This window comes from Photorhabdus akhurstii, from assembly GCF_019090985.1.
Classification (GTDB): Bacteria; Pseudomonadota; Gammaproteobacteria; order Enterobacterales; family Enterobacteriaceae; genus Photorhabdus; species Photorhabdus akhurstii.
In genome coordinates this window covers 1057427-1075602 of record NZ_CP020335.1, presented here as the reverse complement: position 1 = coordinate 1075602, position 18176 = coordinate 1057427, and the positions used below count along the sequence as shown (strand labels likewise).

The 18176-nt window shown below is 43.0% G+C and carries 21 protein-coding genes and 2 pseudogenes; 9 read left to right on the top strand and 14 right to left on the bottom strand.

Annotated features, from left to right (window positions below):
* The first annotated feature begins 23 nt into the window (after window positions 1-23).
* Together panC and panD are read left to right on the top strand one after the other, a co-directional pair.
* Complete coding sequence (gene panC / locus B0X70_RS04645) at window positions 24-878, top strand: pantoate--beta-alanine ligase (RefSeq protein ID WP_036808215.1); 855 nt, start codon at window positions 24-26, stop codon at window positions 876-878.
* A gap of 74 nt (window positions 879-952) precedes the next feature.
* The gene (gene panD / locus B0X70_RS04640) at window positions 953-1333 is read left to right on the top strand and encodes an aspartate 1-decarboxylase (protein WP_036783129.1); all 381 of its coding nucleotides are present in this window, start codon (window positions 953-955) and stop codon (window positions 1331-1333) included.
* A gap of 134 nt (window positions 1334-1467) precedes the next feature.
* On the opposite strand, the gene B0X70_RS04635 is transcribed toward panD, so the two are convergent.
* Window positions 1468-2238: an ABC transporter permease gene (locus tag B0X70_RS04635; protein ID WP_036808217.1), complete on the bottom strand. Its 771-nt coding sequence runs from the start codon at window positions 2236-2238 to the stop codon at window positions 1468-1470.
* On the bottom strand, window positions 2235-3161 hold the full coding sequence (locus B0X70_RS04630; protein ID WP_217470990.1) for an ABC transporter ATP-binding protein: 927 nt from the start codon (window positions 3159-3161) through the stop codon (window positions 2235-2237). The genes B0X70_RS04635 and B0X70_RS04630 overlap by 4 nt, the downstream gene beginning before the upstream one ends.
* A gap of 187 nt (window positions 3162-3348) precedes the next feature.
* On the opposite strand from B0X70_RS04630, the gene can reads away from it, so the two are divergent.
* Complete coding sequence (gene can, locus B0X70_RS04625; RefSeq protein ID WP_036808222.1) at window positions 3349-4002, top strand: carbonate dehydratase; 654 nt, start codon at window positions 3349-3351, stop codon at window positions 4000-4002.
* 229 nt (window positions 4003-4231) lie between these two features.
* Here the strand turns inward: can and B0X70_RS04620 are convergent.
* Together B0X70_RS04620 and B0X70_RS04615 are read right to left on the bottom strand one after the other, a co-directional pair.
* Window positions 4232-4731, bottom strand: a pseudogene (locus B0X70_RS04620) (GNAT family N-acetyltransferase).
* A gap of 4 nt (window positions 4732-4735) precedes the next feature.
* Complete coding sequence (locus tag B0X70_RS04615) at window positions 4736-5014, bottom strand: type II toxin-antitoxin system TacA family antitoxin (RefSeq protein WP_082301047.1); 279 nt, start codon at window positions 5012-5014, stop codon at window positions 4736-4738.
* Window positions 5015-5254: 240 nt separating this feature from the next.
* Here B0X70_RS04615 and B0X70_RS04610 point away from each other — a divergent pair.
* Together B0X70_RS04610 and B0X70_RS04605 are read left to right on the top strand one after the other, a co-directional pair.
* Window positions 5255-5535: pseudogene (locus tag B0X70_RS04610) on the top strand (type II toxin-antitoxin system RelE/ParE family toxin).
* A gap of 10 nt (window positions 5536-5545) precedes the next feature.
* Window positions 5546-5824 (top strand): HigA family addiction module antitoxin, encoded by a 279-nt coding sequence (locus tag B0X70_RS04605; protein ID WP_036808228.1) that lies wholly within the window; start codon window positions 5546-5548, stop codon window positions 5822-5824.
* Between the two features lie 108 nt (window positions 5825-5932).
* Here B0X70_RS04605 and hpt read toward each other — a convergent pair whose 3' ends face one another.
* The 4 genes from hpt to cueO form a co-directional block, all read right to left on the bottom strand.
* A complete protein-coding gene (gene hpt / locus B0X70_RS04600) occupies window positions 5933-6469 on the bottom strand; it encodes a hypoxanthine phosphoribosyltransferase (RefSeq protein WP_036808231.1) in 537 nt (178 codons plus the stop codon).
* A 360-nt stretch (window positions 6470-6829) separates the two neighbouring features.
* Complete coding sequence (locus tag B0X70_RS04595; RefSeq protein ID WP_217470989.1) at window positions 6830-7300, bottom strand: hypothetical protein; 471 nt, start codon at window positions 7298-7300, stop codon at window positions 6830-6832.
* Window positions 7301-7303: 3 nt separating this feature from the next.
* On the bottom strand, window positions 7304-7843 hold the full coding sequence (locus B0X70_RS04590) for a Panacea domain-containing protein (RefSeq protein ID WP_217470988.1): 540 nt from the start codon (window positions 7841-7843) through the stop codon (window positions 7304-7306).
* A gap of 112 nt (window positions 7844-7955) precedes the next feature.
* A complete protein-coding gene (gene cueO / locus B0X70_RS04585) occupies window positions 7956-9500 on the bottom strand; it encodes a multicopper oxidase CueO (RefSeq protein WP_217470987.1) in 1545 nt (514 codons plus the stop codon).
* A gap of 205 nt (window positions 9501-9705) precedes the next feature.
* Between cueO and B0X70_RS04580 the strand changes: the two genes are divergently transcribed.
* The 3 genes from B0X70_RS04580 (at window position 9706) to speD (ending at window position 11852) form a co-directional block, all read left to right on the top strand.
* A complete protein-coding gene (locus B0X70_RS04580; RefSeq protein WP_036782614.1) occupies window positions 9706-10053 on the top strand; it encodes a YacC family pilotin-like protein in 348 nt (115 codons plus the stop codon).
* Window positions 10054-10165: 112 nt separating this feature from the next.
* Window positions 10166-11029, top strand: a complete 864-nt coding sequence (gene speE / locus B0X70_RS04575) for a polyamine aminopropyltransferase (RefSeq protein ID WP_217470986.1) — start codon at window positions 10166-10168, stop codon at window positions 11027-11029.
* Between the two features lie 28 nt (window positions 11030-11057).
* On the top strand, window positions 11058-11852 hold the full coding sequence (speD, locus tag B0X70_RS04570; protein WP_036808244.1) for an adenosylmethionine decarboxylase: 795 nt from the start codon (window positions 11058-11060) through the stop codon (window positions 11850-11852).
* A gap of 110 nt (window positions 11853-11962) precedes the next feature.
* Here the strand turns inward: speD and B0X70_RS04565 are convergent, their stop codons facing one another.
* Complete coding sequence (locus tag B0X70_RS04565; RefSeq protein ID WP_217470985.1) at window positions 11963-12502, bottom strand: cysteine hydrolase family protein; 540 nt, start codon at window positions 12500-12502, stop codon at window positions 11963-11965.
* A gap of 177 nt (window positions 12503-12679) precedes the next feature.
* Between B0X70_RS04565 and B0X70_RS04560 the strand changes: the two genes are divergently transcribed.
* Window positions 12680-13090, top strand: a complete 411-nt coding sequence (locus tag B0X70_RS04560) for a type II toxin-antitoxin system HicB family antitoxin (protein WP_036808247.1) — start codon at window positions 12680-12682, stop codon at window positions 13088-13090.
* A gap of 130 nt (window positions 13091-13220) precedes the next feature.
* Here B0X70_RS04560 and B0X70_RS04555 read toward each other — a convergent pair whose 3' ends face one another.
* The 5 genes from B0X70_RS04555 to agaW are packed head-to-tail and all read right to left on the bottom strand — an operon-like array spanning window position 13221 to window position 18171.
* Window positions 13221-15125, bottom strand: a complete 1905-nt coding sequence (locus tag B0X70_RS04555) for an alpha-galactosidase (RefSeq protein WP_046396218.1) — start codon at window positions 15123-15125, stop codon at window positions 13221-13223.
* A 38-nt stretch (window positions 15126-15163) separates the two neighbouring features.
* Window positions 15164-16024: a tagatose bisphosphate family class II aldolase gene (locus tag B0X70_RS04550; RefSeq protein WP_036808250.1), complete on the bottom strand. Its 861-nt coding sequence runs from the start codon at window positions 16022-16024 to the stop codon at window positions 15164-15166.
* Window positions 16025-16033: 9 nt separating this feature from the next.
* Window positions 16034-16468: a PTS galactosamine/N-acetylgalactosamine transporter subunit IIA gene (gene agaF / locus B0X70_RS04545; RefSeq protein ID WP_036808253.1), complete on the bottom strand. Its 435-nt coding sequence runs from the start codon at window positions 16466-16468 to the stop codon at window positions 16034-16036.
* Between the two features lie 22 nt (window positions 16469-16490).
* Window positions 16491-17384, bottom strand: a complete 894-nt coding sequence (locus tag B0X70_RS04540) for a PTS system mannose/fructose/sorbose family transporter subunit IID (protein WP_040149583.1) — start codon at window positions 17382-17384, stop codon at window positions 16491-16493.
* Entirely contained in the window at window positions 17374-18171 is a 798-nt protein-coding gene (gene agaW / locus B0X70_RS04535; protein ID WP_036808259.1) for a PTS N-acetylgalactosamine transporter subunit IIC, read from the bottom strand. Before agaW ends, B0X70_RS04540 begins: the two co-directional genes overlap by 11 nt.
* Window positions 18172-18176 lie beyond the last annotated feature (5 nt).

Genomic DNA, 18176 nt, shown 5'->3' with positions numbered 1-18176 from the left:
AACATACTAAGGAGTATTAAGCAATGCTGATTGTCGAAACCGTACCGATTCTACGCCGTGAAATCCGCCGCTGGCGTCAGGAAGGAAAACGCATTGCACTGGTGCCAACAATGGGTAACTTGCACGATGGCCATATGACGTTAGTCGATACAGCCAAAGGGCAAGCAGATATTGTGATTGTCTCTATTTTCGTCAATCCGATGCAGTTTAATCGTCAGGATGATCTGGCAAGATATCCCCGTACTTTACAGGAAGATTGCGAAAAACTTCATCAACACGGTGCCGATCTGGTATTTGCTCCTGCCGATAAGGAAATATACCCTAACGGTATGGAACATCAAACTTATGTTGAAGTTCCTGGGCTTTCTACCATGCTGGAAGGGGCCAGTCGTCCCGGTCATTTCCGTGGTGTGTCAACCGTGGTGAGCAAACTATTCAATTTGGTACAACCCGATTTGACCTATTTTGGCGAGAAAGATTTTCAGCAATTACAACTTATTCGCCAAATGATTGACGACCTGGCTTATGACATTACGCTAATCTCAGTACCTACTGTGCGCGATAAAAATGGCCTGGCTCTCAGTTCACGTAATAACAATTTAACAGCCGATGAACATCGAATCGCCCCAGAACTCAGCAAGATCATGCGATCTATCGCTGAAAAAATGGCACAAGGTGAACGTCACACAGAACAAATGCTTACCCAAGCTGCCGAACAGCTACGCGAAGCAGGTTTTGTACCTGATGAGTTGTTTATCCGTGACGCCGAAACATTGGCGCCGTTAAATACCGAAAGTAAAAAAGCGGTTATTCTGATGGCTGCTTGGTTAGGGCAGACCCGTTTAATCGATAATCAACAGATAGACTTAATGCAATAATCGCCGTTGTATCAGGCGTTATTGATGCAGGAAAATAACAGATTCTAAGTTGTCATCGAATCAGGAGAGAAACCATGTTGCGCACGATGCTACAGGGGAAATTGCACCGAGTGAAAGTGACTCAGGCAGATCTACATTATGAAGGTTCCTGTGCAATTGATCAGAATTTTATGGATGCTGCCGGTATTCTGGAATATGAAGCTATTGATATCTATAACGTGGATAACGGCGAGCGTTTTTCCACTTATGCTATCGCCGCTGAACGTGGCTCTAGAATAATTTCAGTTAATGGCGCGGCCGCACGCCGTGCGGCGGCAGGTGATAGGCTGATTATTTGCTCATATGTACAAATCCCTAATGAAGATGCCTGTCATCATAAGCCTAATATCGCTTACTTTGACGGTGATAATATTATGAGCCGTATAGCTAAAGCCGTGCCAGTTCAGGTAGCTTAAATATTAATTTAAGTGCTCAATAATGGGTAGGTTGTGAAGACATTGCAGTTGTGAAGACATTACAATTGTGAAGACATTACAAATGCATTTCCCCTACCCATTCATCACTACTCACATAACAAAAGAATCTACAATTAAGTCCTCAATCCCCGCCCTGTTTCAATTAAATACCAAGCAGCAAGATAAAAAACCATAATAAATGCGGTCAAAACACTTAATGTAATTATCAAAGAAACATCAGTAATTCCCAGGAAACCATAACGAAAACCACTAACCATATAAACGATCGGGTTAAGCTTGGAAACCGCCTGCCAAAATGGGGGTAATAATGTCAATGAATAGAACACCCCGCCAAGATAGGTCAATGGCGTTAATACGAAGGTCGGAATAATGCTGATATCATCAAATGTCTTAGCAAAAATCGAATTCAGCAAACCGCCTAGTGAAAACAGAACGGAAGTCATTAGCAATGTAACAACAATCATCCACCACGCATGAATATGAAGCGGAACAAAAAATAGAGAAACCAATGTCACCAAAATACCGACGCAAACACCACGGGCAACACCACCACCAACAAAGCCCACAATAACTATGTGTGTCGGAACCGGCGCTACCAATAATTCCTCAATACTGCGCTGGAATTTCGCGCCAAAGAAAGAGGAAGAAACATTAGCATAAGAGTTAGTAATCACCGCCATCATAATCAGGCCAGGGACAATAAACTGCATATAATCGACACCGCCCATTTCTCCAATACGCGAACCAATCAAGCTACCGAAGATAATAAAATAGAGCGACATGGTAATAACCGGCGGTAATAAAGTCTGTACCCAAATACGCCCAAAACGGGTAATTTCTTTAATCCAGATAGTTTTTAGCGCCACCCAGTACAACTGAATCATTTACTATCTCCTTGCTTGTTGTTCACCAAGCTGACAAATAACTCTTCCAGACGGTTCGCTTTATTGCGCATACTCAGAATATGAATACCCTGAGCACTTAATTGGGTGAATACGCTATTTATTCCCTGACCACGTTGAACATCTACTTCCAAAGTAGAGGCATCCAGCAGTCGATAATTATATCCTGCCAGTTCAAGAGTTGGGTTTTGCGTCGCCAGATCGAAGAAGAATGTTTCAGATTCCACCCGACTGAGTAAATTTTTCATACTGGTGTTTTCTACCAATTCACCGTGCTGAATAATACCAATATTACGGCACAGCATTTCTGCTTCTTCCAGATAGTGAGTCGTTAGAATAATTGTCGTTCCCTGTGCATTCAGTTGTTGCAAAAAATTCCACATAGAGCGACGAAGTTCAATATCAACACCGGCAGTCGGTTCATCAAGGATCAATAATTTAGGCTGATGCATCAAAGCACGTACAATCATCAGACGTCGTTTCATCCCACCAGACAGACGAATCGCTCGTTGATTACGTTTTTCCCACAGATCTAACTGCGATAGATAAGTTTTCGCTCTGGCTTGCGCCACTTTTCGCGGTACACCATAGTAACCGGCTTGATTGAGAACAATCTGCAACACTGTCTCAAACGGGTTAAAATTAAATTCTTGCGGAACAAGACCTAACTGGCGTTTAGCATTCACAATATCGGTATCAATATCATAGCCAAATACCTTAACCTTACCGCTGCTTTTGTTTACCAGAGAGCTAATAATGCCGATTGTGGTGGACTTCCCTGCACCATTCGGACCCAATAATGCGTAGAAGTCTCCAACTTCCACATTCAGGTCTATCCCACACAGCGCCTTAACACCATCAGTGTAAGTCTTAGTAAGCTGCGTTAACTCCAATGCATAAGTCATAAATTACAAAACACCTTTATTATCTGGTCGCCTTTGCGTGCAATGTGGAAACATAATGCTCCTTTTCTGCCTGACTTGCTTTGCAAAAACAGCAGAAAAATTAAAAACAAACAGCAACAAAATATTAAAATTTTAATTGATGTTGTATATGATTCTATCTTAAAGAAACACTACCAGGCTATGAATCATGATGAAAAAAATAGAAGAGCTGCTTGCCAATAACAAGCAGTGGTCAGAATCGGTTAACGAAGAAAACCCAAATTTTTTCAAAGAATTAGCAAAAGCACAAAAACCTCGATTCTTATGGATTGGCTGCTCAGACAGCCGGGTGCCAGCAGAAAAACTAATTGATGCCGCCCCCGGTGACTTATTCGTTCACAGAAACGTTGCAAACCTGGTTATTCATACTGACTTAAATTGTCTTTCAGTTATTCAATATGCGGTAGACGTACTGGAAGTTGAACATATCATTATCTGCGGACACTATGGTTGTGGTGGTATCGAAGCCGCAATTGATGGCACCGAACTGGGATTGATTAACAACTGGCTGCTACATATCCGTGATCTTTGGTATAAACACAGTTCTATGCTAGGTGAATTACCCCCCAATGAGCGTCTGAACCGTCTGTGCGAAATTAACGTTGTTGAGCAAGTATATAACCTTGGTCACTCAACCATTATGCAATCAGCATGGAAACGAGGCCAAAAAGTGATGATCCACGGTTGGGTTTACGGTATCCATAATGGTCAATTGCAGGATCTTGAAGTGACGGCTGACAGCCGTGAAAAATTGGAATTGGCCTATCGTCAGACCGTTTCCAAATTGACGCATAAGAAGTGATTTTTCTAAGTTACTGATAAAATACGCTGTAGAAAAGGTTATATTTAATCCTTTCCACAGCGTAATTAAATGAAGATTTATACAGATTTTCAGTTTATAAATTATATTAAAATGTTTTCCTCACACTTAAAAAAGTATATTTCACCCTTTAAACTCATGACAATATTTTTCTCCAGAGATATTATCTAAACTAGAGTGGAAAGTTTACAACAATTTTTGCTAAATGGTATTAATCTGTTATTTTAAAAACAGTTTTTAAATCTTTTAGCGTGATCATTAGCGTCATTGGATTTAAAAGCGAATCACTAAAACCCACAGACTTATAAAACGCCTTAGCGTTCTCCGAGATAGCATGAACAATCAACCCTCTAACACCCACCAAATCTGCCGCTTGAGCGACACGTATGGAAGCATCTCTGACTAAATAGCGACCAAACCCTCTTCCTTGATAACGCTTATCAACAGCTAAGCGGCCCAAAATAATCACCGGAATGGGATTTGGCATATTACGCTTAAATTTGCTTATCGCCTCTTCTGACATGATTGAGCCGGTAGCTAACGAATAATAAGCAATAACATCCCTGTCTTCGCTTACAACATAGGTTCTCGAAGCATTCTCTTTTGATTTTTTAATGCTCTGTCTGTTAACCAGTTGTCCAGGGTGTCAATTCCTGAAGTAAAACTATTTAAATTGTGCTCATCTGTTAACAAAGTTGGATCATTAATCATTTTATCACCACGGTTTTTTCATATTTGCCGTTTTGATAAGACGCTCATTTGGAGCAGCCGGAGCATCAAGTTTAGCAATAAAAGCATTAAAAATTTCTGGAGATATAACCATAAAGGAATATTCCAATAAAGTATTTTCAGCATCACGTTTGATTGTATCAAGGACATATTCAGTAACGGTTTTTCCCTTCACTTTTGCTGCCCTATCTATTAAATCCCGATCCTCTTGCCTAATCCTCAAGTTGAGTGTCTTATTTTTACGATTCTCACTTATTACGTTCATTTCAAATCCCCTTATGCTATAGGTGGTCTAAATAATACACAAACGTAACGCCATTGTCATCACATTCTAGGGGGGGAGAATTCCCATTAGGCATAGAGGCTTACATCGGCTTTCGCTAATACAAATGTAATATACCCGTTATCATTCATTGAATACTTAAATATTACAGAAATTATATGTATTTGTTGACATGCCATGACGACTTTCGTATAGCGTGCATATACAGTATACGAGACTAGTATGATTAAAAGCTTCAAACACAAAGGATTGGAAAAATTTTTCAAAACTGGTTCTACCGCTGGCATTCAGCCTAAGCATGCCCTAAAGCTGCAAATCCAGCTAACTGCATTGAATATGGCTAAAAAACCAGAAGATATGAATGCCCCTAACTGGAAACTTCATCCACTAAAAGGAGCAAATCTTAGCGGTCACTGGGCAATATCTGTTAACGATAATTGGCGTTTAACATTTGATTTGAGGGCGAAGATATAATTCTCGTTAATTATCAAGATTATCACTGAGGGCAACGAAATGAAAATGCATAAACCTGCACACCCAGGCATAGTTTTGCGTGAATATCTTGGTGACATATCTGTCACAGAGGCAGCAAAGGCTCTCGGTATAACCAGAGCTGCACTATCTCGCATATTAAACGGCAATGTAGGAATATCTGCTGATATGGCCCTGCGACTAGAAGCCGCATTAGGTACTAGTGCCGAAATGTGGACAGGAATGCAGTCCCAATATGAACTGTGGATTGCCTCACAGCACAAAAGACCAGAAATAAAACCAATACTGGCTCACTCCTGATAGCGTAATAAGAGGGCTTTACTTAGCCAGCTACAACACTACACACCATGTCTGAATCACAAAGCAAAAACGGCAACCCGAAAGTTGCCGTTTTCAAATACGAGAAAACTACTCTTCTAGCAAAATCACATGGCCGATATAAGGCAGATGACGGTAAAGTTGCGCATAATCGATACCATAACCCACCACAAATTTATCCTCAATTGAGTAACCAATCCACTCCACCGGAACATCAACTTCACGGCGGGAAGGTTTATCCAGCAAGGTACAGATTGCCAGTGATTTTGGCTCACGCAGCGCCAAAATTTCACGTACTTTATTCAGGGTATTACCTGAATCAATAATATCTTCCACAATCAGTACATGCTTACCACGAATATCCTCGTCCAGATCTTTCAGGATTTTCACATCACGAGTGGAATTCATACCGCTGCCGTAACTGGAAGCCGTCATAAAGTCGACTTGATGAGGGATCTGAATTTCACGGCATAAATCCGCCATAAAAATAAAGGAGCCTCTCAGTAATCCGACCAGCACCAACTCACTACCGCTATCACGATAATGTTCAGTGATCTGTTTTCCCAGTTCAGCAATACGCTGCTTAACCTCCTGTTCGGAGATCATAACTTCTACAGTGTGTTTCATTATAAAGTTAACCAATTGTTTTTAATGAATAAATATATAAAAATCAATAAAAGATTATAACCAGTTGATATGCCAATTAATACGCCATTCTTCCAGCAATATTATTGAACAGTTCCTTTTCCCTAAGATATCTAAAGGTAAGTATGGCATAAGATAAGGATGTTTATACCCGTCATCTTTCAAGTTGCCTCTTTGTTGGCTGCACTCACTCACCCCGGTCACATAGTTACCTATGCTCCCGGGGATTCGCTCCCTTGCCGTCGCGATGCATCTTGAAATCCATTGGGTATATAATATTTAGAAGAGAAACCAATCTATAGATCATACACCAAAACTATTATTCATAATAATAGCTCACCGCTAATCGATAAATTGTTCTAACGACACCAATATGTTGCGCTTCTGACCACGTTTCATTGTTGGGGAACGCTTAACCGCCTTATAAACTTCACGCATATAATAATCAGTGACTTTACCCTTAACAATATTATGATAATCAGTGCTGATCCTTTCCTTAATATCGTTAATATCAAATGCCGCATGAGCATCTATACAATTAATAAACGAATCCCATTGCAAAAACTTATGATCTTTCTGAGGCAAATCAACTTGGCATTGAAGAAGTTCCTGTCGTAATTGGATAAATTCGCTAATTTTAGAATTAATTATCAGAACAAGCAGCGGCTCACAGCAGCAAACCAACAAATATTTTAACTTTGGAGGCGTTGTAAAAGGGCAGTGAAGATAAAGAACATCTCCTATAGCCAAATTCTGTTTGGCTGAAAATTCCGCCCTAAAAGATGCAGGAAATCTGTCACCAAGATTAGTCATCAGCTACTCAGTAAAAGCCAGATAAGCAACTAACTTGTCACCATCTTTACAACTGGCAGCTATCACTTCCAATGGAATCTCACCATTCTGGTTAGCCGCCATCCAAACACTATCGTGGCTGATATCACGTATTTCTTTAAAAGAAAGATTCCCATATTTTTCAATTGCTTCATTTATGCAATCAATATCTGAATCACTAAATACATCTTCATCGAAATCACGCAAAGCACGTATTTGGTGATTCCCATAACGTCCTTCTACTGCCAACGATGACCGTATAACATCAACATCACACCCATTTGGAATAAAGCGCCCGTCCCCTCTGGCTACTTTTATAATATCATAGGCATTCTCTGCCACAGGGCCATCTTTCATTGCAAGATAGTTATCACCCGTAATTAACCGGCCATAACGCTCTAAATGCAGTCGGTCAGCAAAATACAAAATTTTACCCACATGATAAATGTCAGAAATTGGTGCTGTAGAGGCAACGTACAGAATGGCCTCTATAGCCTTTTCTGAATCAAACCTTGCATTAAGCATCTCAATACCTTCATTCAAATTAGGATAAATAACATACAAAATCTATACCTATTTTAATACCTACCGTAATCCCTGTACAACGCTTTGTTGCGTTCCATTGCGGCCAGCAAAATTATTTACTAACCGTAAAACCTAGCATCATACCGGTATCTTCATGTTCCAGTAGATGACAGTGCGCCATAAATGGATGTTTCACTCCCGCAGTATGCTTGAACTGAACCAGCACTTCGCTCTCCTTGCCCTCCACATGAACGATGTCTTTCCAACCACTGCGGTGAGCGGCAGGTTTGCGGCCATTTTCACTCAAAATGCGAAAGCGGGTGCCGTGGATATGGAACGGATGCAACATCATATCGCCAACTCCCGAAATCACCCAACGCTCATACTGCCCCTGTTTCACATCAAAAGCGGGTTCTGTTATGGAGAAAGACTGCCCATTAATGGTGTTCGCACGATGGAAATTTAATTCACTACCATGATGCATATCTCCGTGGTTCATATTCCCATGATCCATCCCCATACCAGCCATAGCCCGCTCACCGTAGCGCTGAGATAGCATTATCATCCCTTGCATATCCAGACGACTGTCCATCGCCAGATGTAAACGACGCCGATTCAAACCGTTAAAAGAGGGCAATGCAGGAAGCGTGGTAAGCCGCTCCGACAGTATTGTACGGCTAGAAAAAAGCTGAGGTTGAATACGCAAAACCGGCAGTGGCTGATCAAATGGCGGTAATGTCATTCCTATCTGAACCACAGGTAAAGTCACCAGATCGAAAGTTTTTCCATCAAACGTATTCACCAATACCTCAAAACGCTCTCCCGGCAGAATCGATAATTCATTAACCGCAACCGGCTCCGCTAACAAGCCTCCATCACTGGCAACAACATACAATTCACGACCATCACTGACCGCGATATTCAGACTGCGAGCATTACAACCATTCAGCAAACGCAAACGTAACCAACCACGTGGCGCAATATGCTGAGGTAAAACAACGCCATTGGTCAGCATTATATCGCCAAACCAACCGACAGCAGCGCTCATCACATCCAGTTGATAATCAATCTGCCCCTCGTTATTCAGGCGCTTATCTTGCAAAACCACCGGAATATCATCCACGCCCCACTGATTTGGCAAACCCGTATTAATACTGTTCTCATCTTCAATCAGTACTAATCCACCAAGCCCCATTGCAACCTGATAACCCGTCTTGCCATGCGTATGTGGATGGAACCAACAAGTTGCTTCCGGTTGTTCAGGCGTAAAATTGACCGTCCGACTCCCTCCTGGCGCAATCATCGCATGTGGGCCGCCATCGGCTTCCCCAGTAATCTCCAGACCATGCCAATGAACTGTGGTCTCTTCTGGTAGATGATTAAGAATATCAATAGTGACAGGTTTACCTGACATCAATTTCAATGTCGGCCCCAGTAAATCACCGTTGTAACCCCAAGTTTTAGTCACCTTTCCTGCTTTAAAACTGGATTTTCCCGCTTTGATTTCAATAGCAATTTTACCTGCCGCATCTGGCTCTAATTGTGGAGGAATGGGCAGTACTGGATAAGACTCAGCAAAGGAGAAACGGCTCCAGACAGGCAATATACTGGATGCACCAATAACCGCGCTTAATCTGATAAAATCACGTCGTTGCATATCAATTTCCTGATTAAATCGGCAAAAAATAAACAATAAAAAAACATTTCATAAAAGGAAACGTAAAGGTTACCCTTACAGGAAGGTCAAGCAGAGGGAATGTGATTTAGGTCGATCTTTACAATAATTTAAAAAAATAAATTTTACCTAACAAAGATATTAATATGTTAACGTAATATGACATGGATTGATTATAATAATACAAATGCGAAAATTAGCTCTCTTGACTTACATACTCGTTCTGTTCGGTTTTTCCCACCCCGCAAAAGCGCTGACAGAAAATGAAGCTGAAGATCTGGCGGATCTGACGGCGGTGTTTATCTACCTGAAATATGACTGTGGTTACAGCCAAATTCCTGACCGGGAAATTAAACGAGCCATTATTTATTTTGCTCAGCGTAATAAGTGGGATTTAACGAATTACAACAGCCAATTGATGGACAAACTCAATGAAGAAAGCTACCAGGATTTAAAAGGAATTTACCTGTCCAATGCGATAAAGTGCCATGCTCTCGCCAGAGATTCGCTGAGTTTATTCGCCTACGTTAAATAGTGCTTTTCCTCATCCCCCGAAAGGGGTAAATTTCACCGTGCAACTATGAGAATTGTTGGCTATTATGTGCACCCAATTTTCATGACTGTCACAGTGGAGGAAAAGCCGGGATATGTCGCAAAAAGAAATTTGGTACGAAACCCTGCACGCCAACTTTGGTCAGTATTTTTCCGTCGATAAAGTGCTTTATCACGATAAAACTGAGCATCAGGATTTGATTATCTTTGAAAACGCGGCATTAGGCCGCATTATGGCGCTGGACGGCACAGTACAAACCACTGAACGTGATGAATTTATCTACCACGAAATGATGGCTCATGTTCCTTTGTTCGCCCACGGGAACGCCAAACGAGTACTGATTATCGGCGGTGGTGATGGCGGTATGTTACGTGAAGTTTGCCGTCATCAATATCTTGAAAGCATCACGATGGTTGAAATCGATGCTGGTGTCGTTGAATTCTGCCGTCAGTATCTGCCTAACCATAATGCCGGTGCTTATGATGATCCACGTTTCAATTTGATCATTGACGATGGCGTTAATTTCGTTAATACCACTGATCAGAAATTCGATGTCATTATCTCTGACTGCACGGACCCGATTGGGCCTGGTGAAGGATTATTTACCTCCGAATTCTATCAAGGTTGCCAACTCTGCCTGAATGAAGGCGGCATCTTTGTTGCCCAAAATGGTGTTTGTTTCCTGCAACAGGACGAAGCAGTAACCAGCCATAAAAAATTGAGCAACTATTTTGCTGACAGCGGTTTCTATCAGGCTGCGATTCCAACCTATTATGGTGGAATTATGACCTTTGCCTGGGCGAGCCAGAACCCGGCACTACGCCATGTGGATCTGGCGACATTGCAACAGCGCTTTAACAACGCAGGCTTTACCTGCCGTTACTACAATCCAGCCGTTCATACCGGTAGCTTTGCTCTACCACAATATCTGCTGGATGCACTATCCGAGAACCCATAATCACCCATTAGCCAGGAGGTGAAATAAATTGCACAAGCTGAAATTGCACGGCTTTAATAACCTGACAAAAAGCCTGAGTTTTTGTATTTACGATATCTGTTATGCAAAAAGCCAAGCTGATCGGGATAGTTATATCGCTTATATTGACGAACAATATAACGCTAACCGTTTAACGGAAATTCTCAGCGAAACATGTTCGATCATTGGTGCAAATATTTTGAATATCGCCCGCCAGGACTATGAGCCGCAAGGGGCAAGCGTCACCATTCTCGTCAGCGAAGAGCCTATGGACCCAAAGGATGTCGACAATACTGAAAATCCCGGTCCGTTGCCTAATTCCGTCGTCGCTCATTTGGATAAGAGCCATATCTGCGTTCACACTTATCCAGAGAGCCATCCGGGCGGCGGCATATGCACTTTCAGAGCTGATATTGAAGTATCAACCTGCGGTGTTATTTCACCTCTCAAAGCGCTGAACTATCTGATCCACAAATTAGAATCAGATATTGTCACGATGGATTACCGCGTCCGTGGTTTCACCAGAGATGTAAATGGCATGAAACACTATATCGATCACGAAATCAGCTCGATTCAGAATTATATGACCGAGGAAGTGCAATCGCAGTATTACATGATGGATGTTAATATTTATCAGGAAAATCTATTTCATACAAAAATGATGCTAAAAAGATTTGACCTGAATGATTACCTATTTAATGCCACACCAGAGCAACTGAGTGAAACGGAAAAGCAGGAAATTACCCATCTCTTGAAAAAAGAGATACAAGAAATCTATTATGGACGTAATTTACCCGCTGTTTAGTTAATATTTAGCTGGCAGGCGCCAATATTCACTGGCATCTGCCAGATCAGTTTTAGCTGATATATTCTCAGCAATTTGATCCATTAACTATATTAATAGGCTATTCCATATTACCCGGTTAAAACATTACTCGTTGTAATCTCAGCGCCATAAATGGTTTTAAGATAATTAAGAGCATCCTCTTGATCAACACCGGGAAAAACACACACAGCATCTGACAAAATTTTGATTCGATAACCGCGTATAAACGCGCCATAGGCCGTATGTCTGACGCAACAATGGGTATGCTGGCCGGTTAACACAACTTCCGTCACACCATATACTTTCAAAACCTCTTCCAGTTCGGTTCCATCGAAAGCCCCATAAAATCGCTTGGGCAAAACAATTTCACGCTCCGTCCCAATAGGAGCCAATGTTTCAATGACATTAGCACCTGGCGTTCCAGCCATTGCATGTCTGCCCCAAATACTCATTTCCCGATCATCAGCTCGATGAGCGTCATTAGCATAAACCACCAGCCAATCACGATGGTTCCGAGCATGATCAATCAGCCGCTTGATTACCGGTACGATCTTCATCGCATCCGCCTCATTGGCGAGTGCTCCTGTGACAAAATCGTTCAGCATGTCAATTACAATCAACGCTTTCATTAGTTTTGTCCTTTAAATAGATTTAAAAAAACAATTGCTGTGACTTGTTTCCACCACTCAGTTACAGACAATTCTGACAAGACCATTAGCCAATAACAATAAAAGGATATACCTTTACCAACATTGAAAAGTATCAAGAAACAGGCGGGACTTTGAGTCCACTTCTCGGAGGTGTAAATGTTATATCCAGTTGCGATTGATAAAGGCCACTCATCCTTCGGCGTCCGTGTCCCTGATATCCCGGGTTGCTTTTCTGGAGGGGATAATTTTACAGACGCAGTAGAAAGCGTCCGCGAAGCAATTGAAGCGCATATCGAATTGCTGATTGATGATAATGAATCAGTACCAGAGGCGACAAGCGTAGAAAACTACCTTGCCGACCCTGAATATATAGGAGCAATATGGGCATTAATTGATGTGGATATTACACGATTAATGGGAAAGTCAGAGAAAATCAACGTAACTCTTCCATCATTGCTAATCCGCCGAATCGATCAATTCGTCGCAAATCATCCAGAATACGGGAGTCGTTCAGGTTTTCTATCACACATAGCGGCAGAAAAAGTTATTAGCAGAACCAAAATCTAATATGTCTGAAATGTTAATTTATTGACAATACGCTGATTTTTTCCTAATAAGACACCATCACAATAATTTCCCAAAACAATCACTGCCCCGAATAAAGTCGTTTATTCGGGGCAATTTAATAACACTGTGATTATTTCGATGGCGTCAAAGAAAAGGTCAGTGTCTCTAACGGTTGAAGGGTAATCAGCGCTGTTTTATTGATAAACTTCGGCAACGAGTTGTTCTCGCCATAATCGATATTAACGTCATATACCGAAGGTTGATCATCAGGCAATTCGAGATCGCTTTGCAGATCCAGATAATATTGTTTCACTTCATCAGCAGGATTGCGCAAAGTGATAATCGACTTTTTCGGACTCCAGGCTCCCCAACCGTACACCGCTAGGTCGGTGGGATCTTTACCAATCCAATGGGTATCAAACAGCACATCTTTATTCTTCTCTGACCATTTCGCCGCGTTTGCCAGCGTATCCCAATCCTCGGTGGTCAACAGTTCAGGCGTAACATACATCTCCTGTAACTGAGTGCCGCTGCCAAAATAGCTCCAAACCTGATCGGCAAAATCTTTAGGTGACTGTTTATCCAGATGCTTAGCCTGTTTAGCATAAACAATGCCATGCAGCATCAACGAATTTAGTGGGAACAGCGGCCCCTTTGTTACGACATTACGATAAGTTTCCGCATCACGATAGGTAAGCCACTGCTGCACTTTAGAACCTGTACCGAGAAACTCCACATCATAGCCGCCACGCCAAATAGAATCGGCGAAAAATAGCCAGGAAGGCGTGGCTTTGGTGCCTGTGGTCAAGTTGATAAACAGTTCATTGCCTGTATTGCGCATATCTTCAATAAGATGGATAGCGGCATCAAAATCACTGGTGAATGAACTCCCTTTAATCACACGATCAGCATTGCCGGTGCCGTCCAGCTTAAACATGGATACATTTTGTTGTTGAATCAGGTTGAGCACCCGGTTATGGAAATTGGCGTAGTAATTAGGGCCTGAAAGCGCAAATCTGCCATCTATCACTTCATAACCAAACTCCTCCGCATGAGAAACACGCTGCTCACCCGGTTTACCATAACCGCCCCAAGGAGAAAGCCAAATACCTAAACGAGCATGGTATTGATCTGCTTCCTTCTTAAGATTTTTGAACTCATGGGGAAATGCCTGACTAAAACCCCAATCTCCTTTAAGGTTATCCCAACCATCATCAAACAGATAACCACCCAACTTCACACCGCGCTTAGTCACCAACTCCTGCCCAAACTGTTTGATACGCGTCAACGACTCTTGTTCGGTATAAGGAGTGAAGAAACCAATATCGTACCAAGAGTTGTAATGTAGGTAAGGACTATATTGACGCGGACGAGCATTGTTCAAAAATTCATTGACGTTACGCCGCAATTGCCCTTGCTGATAAACACCAACATATGTCTTATAACTTAACGTTTTCCCCGGCTCGAGCGGGATAGAGAGCGCAATTTTTTGCGAAGCGCTCCCTTTATAAGCCTCAGTGGTAATCAATGGATTACCGGGAACAATAAAGAAGCTATCGCTGACAATCGGTGAACTGGCGATAGAGCCGTGAACAAAAGGGACTTTAGTGCGAAATGGCATCAACGAGACAGAGCTGAGCTCCAACGCGTTTTCTTGCGGTGTAATAGTGATTTCAAACGAGCCGTACTTATCTTTATCCTCCACCGTAATGATATTTTTTACCTGAATGTCGCCATGTTTCAGGGAGACAACAATACGATTGCGCTTTTTGCTGATATCAGTAATCTGAAAATCTTTAGTAGTGAGTTTTTCTCCTGATTTCAACGTGATTTCAAACAGATTATCAATGATGATGTGATCGTGGTTTTTTGGATTTTCAAATTTTAATTGCGTCACTTTACCGTGTTCGTCGCTAACAGTTACATGGTAATTATTACCGTCCAACAACCAGCTATCTGCCCAGACTGGCGTGTTATACAACACGGAACTCGCTAATAAACTCAACGTAATTCTATTTAACGTTCTTATTTTCACAGCAGTTTCCTTATAGTCAGAATAAAAAAACAGAACCGTCACGAATACAGCTTGCCTGCACTGCCACAAATCCGAATCTTTTCTTCTACTACTGCCTGCATAGCCTGTTTTCCCGGCGCGATATATTTACGCGGATCATTTGCATCTGGATGCTGGATGAAATAGCGCTTTACCGCATCAGCAAAAGCAATTTTTAGATCGGTCGCCACATTGACTTTACATACACCAAGACCAATCGCCTGCTGTATCATCACTTCAGGAATACCCGATGCGCCATGCAGCACCAACGGAATATCCACCTGTTCACAAATTGCTGCTAACCGATCAAAATCCAAACGCGGTTCACCATGATACAAACCATGCGCAGAACCAATCGCCACCGCCAGAGAATCAATACCGGTACGGGCAACAAAGGCTTTCGCCGCCAGCGGATCGGTAAAGAAACTATCGGCGCTGGAAACCTGCAAATCATCTTCCTGCCCGCCTAGCCGCCCCAACTCCGCCTCAACGCTAACATCGTAACGATGGCAAAATCGTACCACCTCAGCTACCTTACGAATATTCTCTTCAAAGGGTAAATGCGAGCCATCAATCATTACCGAACGCACACCCGCGGTCACTTTATGACTGATATCCTCCAGTTCCTCATGATGATCGAGATGCAACGCCAGCGGCAAATTGTGGCGACGAGCGGCATCCTGACAGATTGACACTAGGTAGTCAGTCCCCGCATAACTGAAAGTACTTGGCGTACCTGCCAGAATCACCGGCGATGCCAAACGTGCAGCGGTTTCCGCTACCACTTGGACAGTTTCCAGATTATGGACGTTGAAAGCAGGAACCGCATAGCCTTCACGCAGGGCCTTTTTTAACATTTGACGACTAGAAATCAGGTACATATAAGCTCCTTAAATGCCATCCAGATTCGGGCTGTCATACCTTCGTTTCTGTTGTTCATGCCACAGGCTGGTTAATCCCCGCCGCCCACATTCCAGCGCCATATCACGAAATGTTTCCAGAGTTATATCTTCACGATCCAGCATCATCTCTACCGCCAATTGCATATTAGTACCGGTGATAACTTCATAACATGGATTAGCTATTGCCAGTTGCGCCGCCTGCCGGAACGGTGATCCACCCAGTAAGTCACTGAGAATAATGACACCTTCACCACTATCACAGGCGGTGCAAGCCGCCTGTAACAACAGTAATAATTGTTGCGTACTGATTCCCTCAGGAAAATCGACAGCGCAGCACTGAGGTTGTCGTCCGACGACTTGTTCCACTGCCTGCAACAACCCACTGGCGAAATGCCCATGACCGGTGATTACAATACCTAACATTCCCTCTCCTCAGCGCCATTTATTAAAGAAAACCAACATACTTCCCTACAATCCCGATCACGACGGTCAAACCAATTAATTTGATCGGGGAAAATCCCTTTTTCATCAACCAAAACACCAGCAAAGTGAAACACAACGGCAATAAGTTCGGCATCAGTTTGTCCAGCACATCCTTCTGCAACGCCACACTGGCCTTACCGGCATTTACCACCACCGGCGTCGAGAGATGGACATAGGAAGCCACCAACGCCCCGATTACCGTCATTCCCACAATCGAAGCAGCATGGGAGATCTTTTTGGTATGCTTTTTCAACAATGTCAACGCGCTGGTTCCTGCCCGATAGCCATAATGAGCCAGACCAAAACGCAAGCCGAAATGCACGATATTGAACAACAGCAGGAATATAATGGGACCGAATAGACTGCCTTGTAGCGCCAGAGAAGCCCCGATACCCGCGCAGATAGGCAGCAGAGTCAACCAGAACAATGCATCGCCAATCCCACCGAGCGGCCCCATCAGCGCCACTTTCACCGCGCGAATAGTGGAAATTTTTTCTTTATTCCTCTCCATTGCCAGCACCAACCCAGACAGGAAGGTGACATCAAACGGATGCACATTGATAAACTCCATATGCATCTTCATAGAATTTGAAAGATCTTGCGGATTCTTGTGAATCTTACGCAGACCAGGGATCAAGGTGTACAACCAGCCTCCCGCCTGCATACGCTCATAGTTAAATGATGCCTGTAGCAACAAAGAGCGCCACGCCATACGATTCAAATCGCCGTTGGTTAGATCCTCACTCGGTATCGTGTCCTGATAATCATCCTGCTCAACCTGACTGGTTGCCAGCGCCTGCGCCATCCTGTTCTCAGCTTTAGCGGCCATAGCCGCATCGGTGTCGTTAAATGCCATCTTCCATCTCCTGAGATTGAGTGTGAGATTGAGTGGTAGACACGCTGCGTTCAGCGGCCTCTTCCATACGGGAACGGTTAAAGAAATCGATCAATGCAATCGCGAAAGCGCCAAGTGCTACAGCAATAATCGGCATATTAAGGAAGGTGACTGAAACGAAACCCAGAATGAAATAAGCGATATAGGTCTTTTTCATCATGATCTTCATCAGCATAGAAAAACCAATCGCAGGCATCATGCCACCCGCAACCGCCAAACCATCCAACAACCATTGCGGCGCCTTCCGTACCATGACACTGGCGGCGTCGGCACCGAAATAGACCGGCAGAAATGCCACGATAAAGTAGAAACAAAACAGAATGGCGATACCCAGATAATTCACGCGCTCCACGCCACGCCAGTTCAACGCTTTTACCATCTGATCGCATTTATGCATCATGGGTGAGAAGACGGTAAACAACAGAGTGATACAACCTTGTACTGCAATCGAAAATGGCACCGCTATACCAATCGCGACTTTAGGATCAGCCCCCGTCAAAATGGCAAATGCGGTACCAATCACCCCACCAATCACCACATTTGGCGGTTGAGCACCGGCCAGCGGCACCATGCCCATCCAGACTAATTCCAGTGAACCACCCACCAACAAACCCGTCTGTACATCCCCTAAAATCAACCCAACCAACGGCCCAATTACCACTGGACGATGAAAATGAGTCAACCCATCGAATAGATCCACCCCGGCCAAGCCAGCCAACAACCCAATCAATATCGCATCAATCAGCATAACTC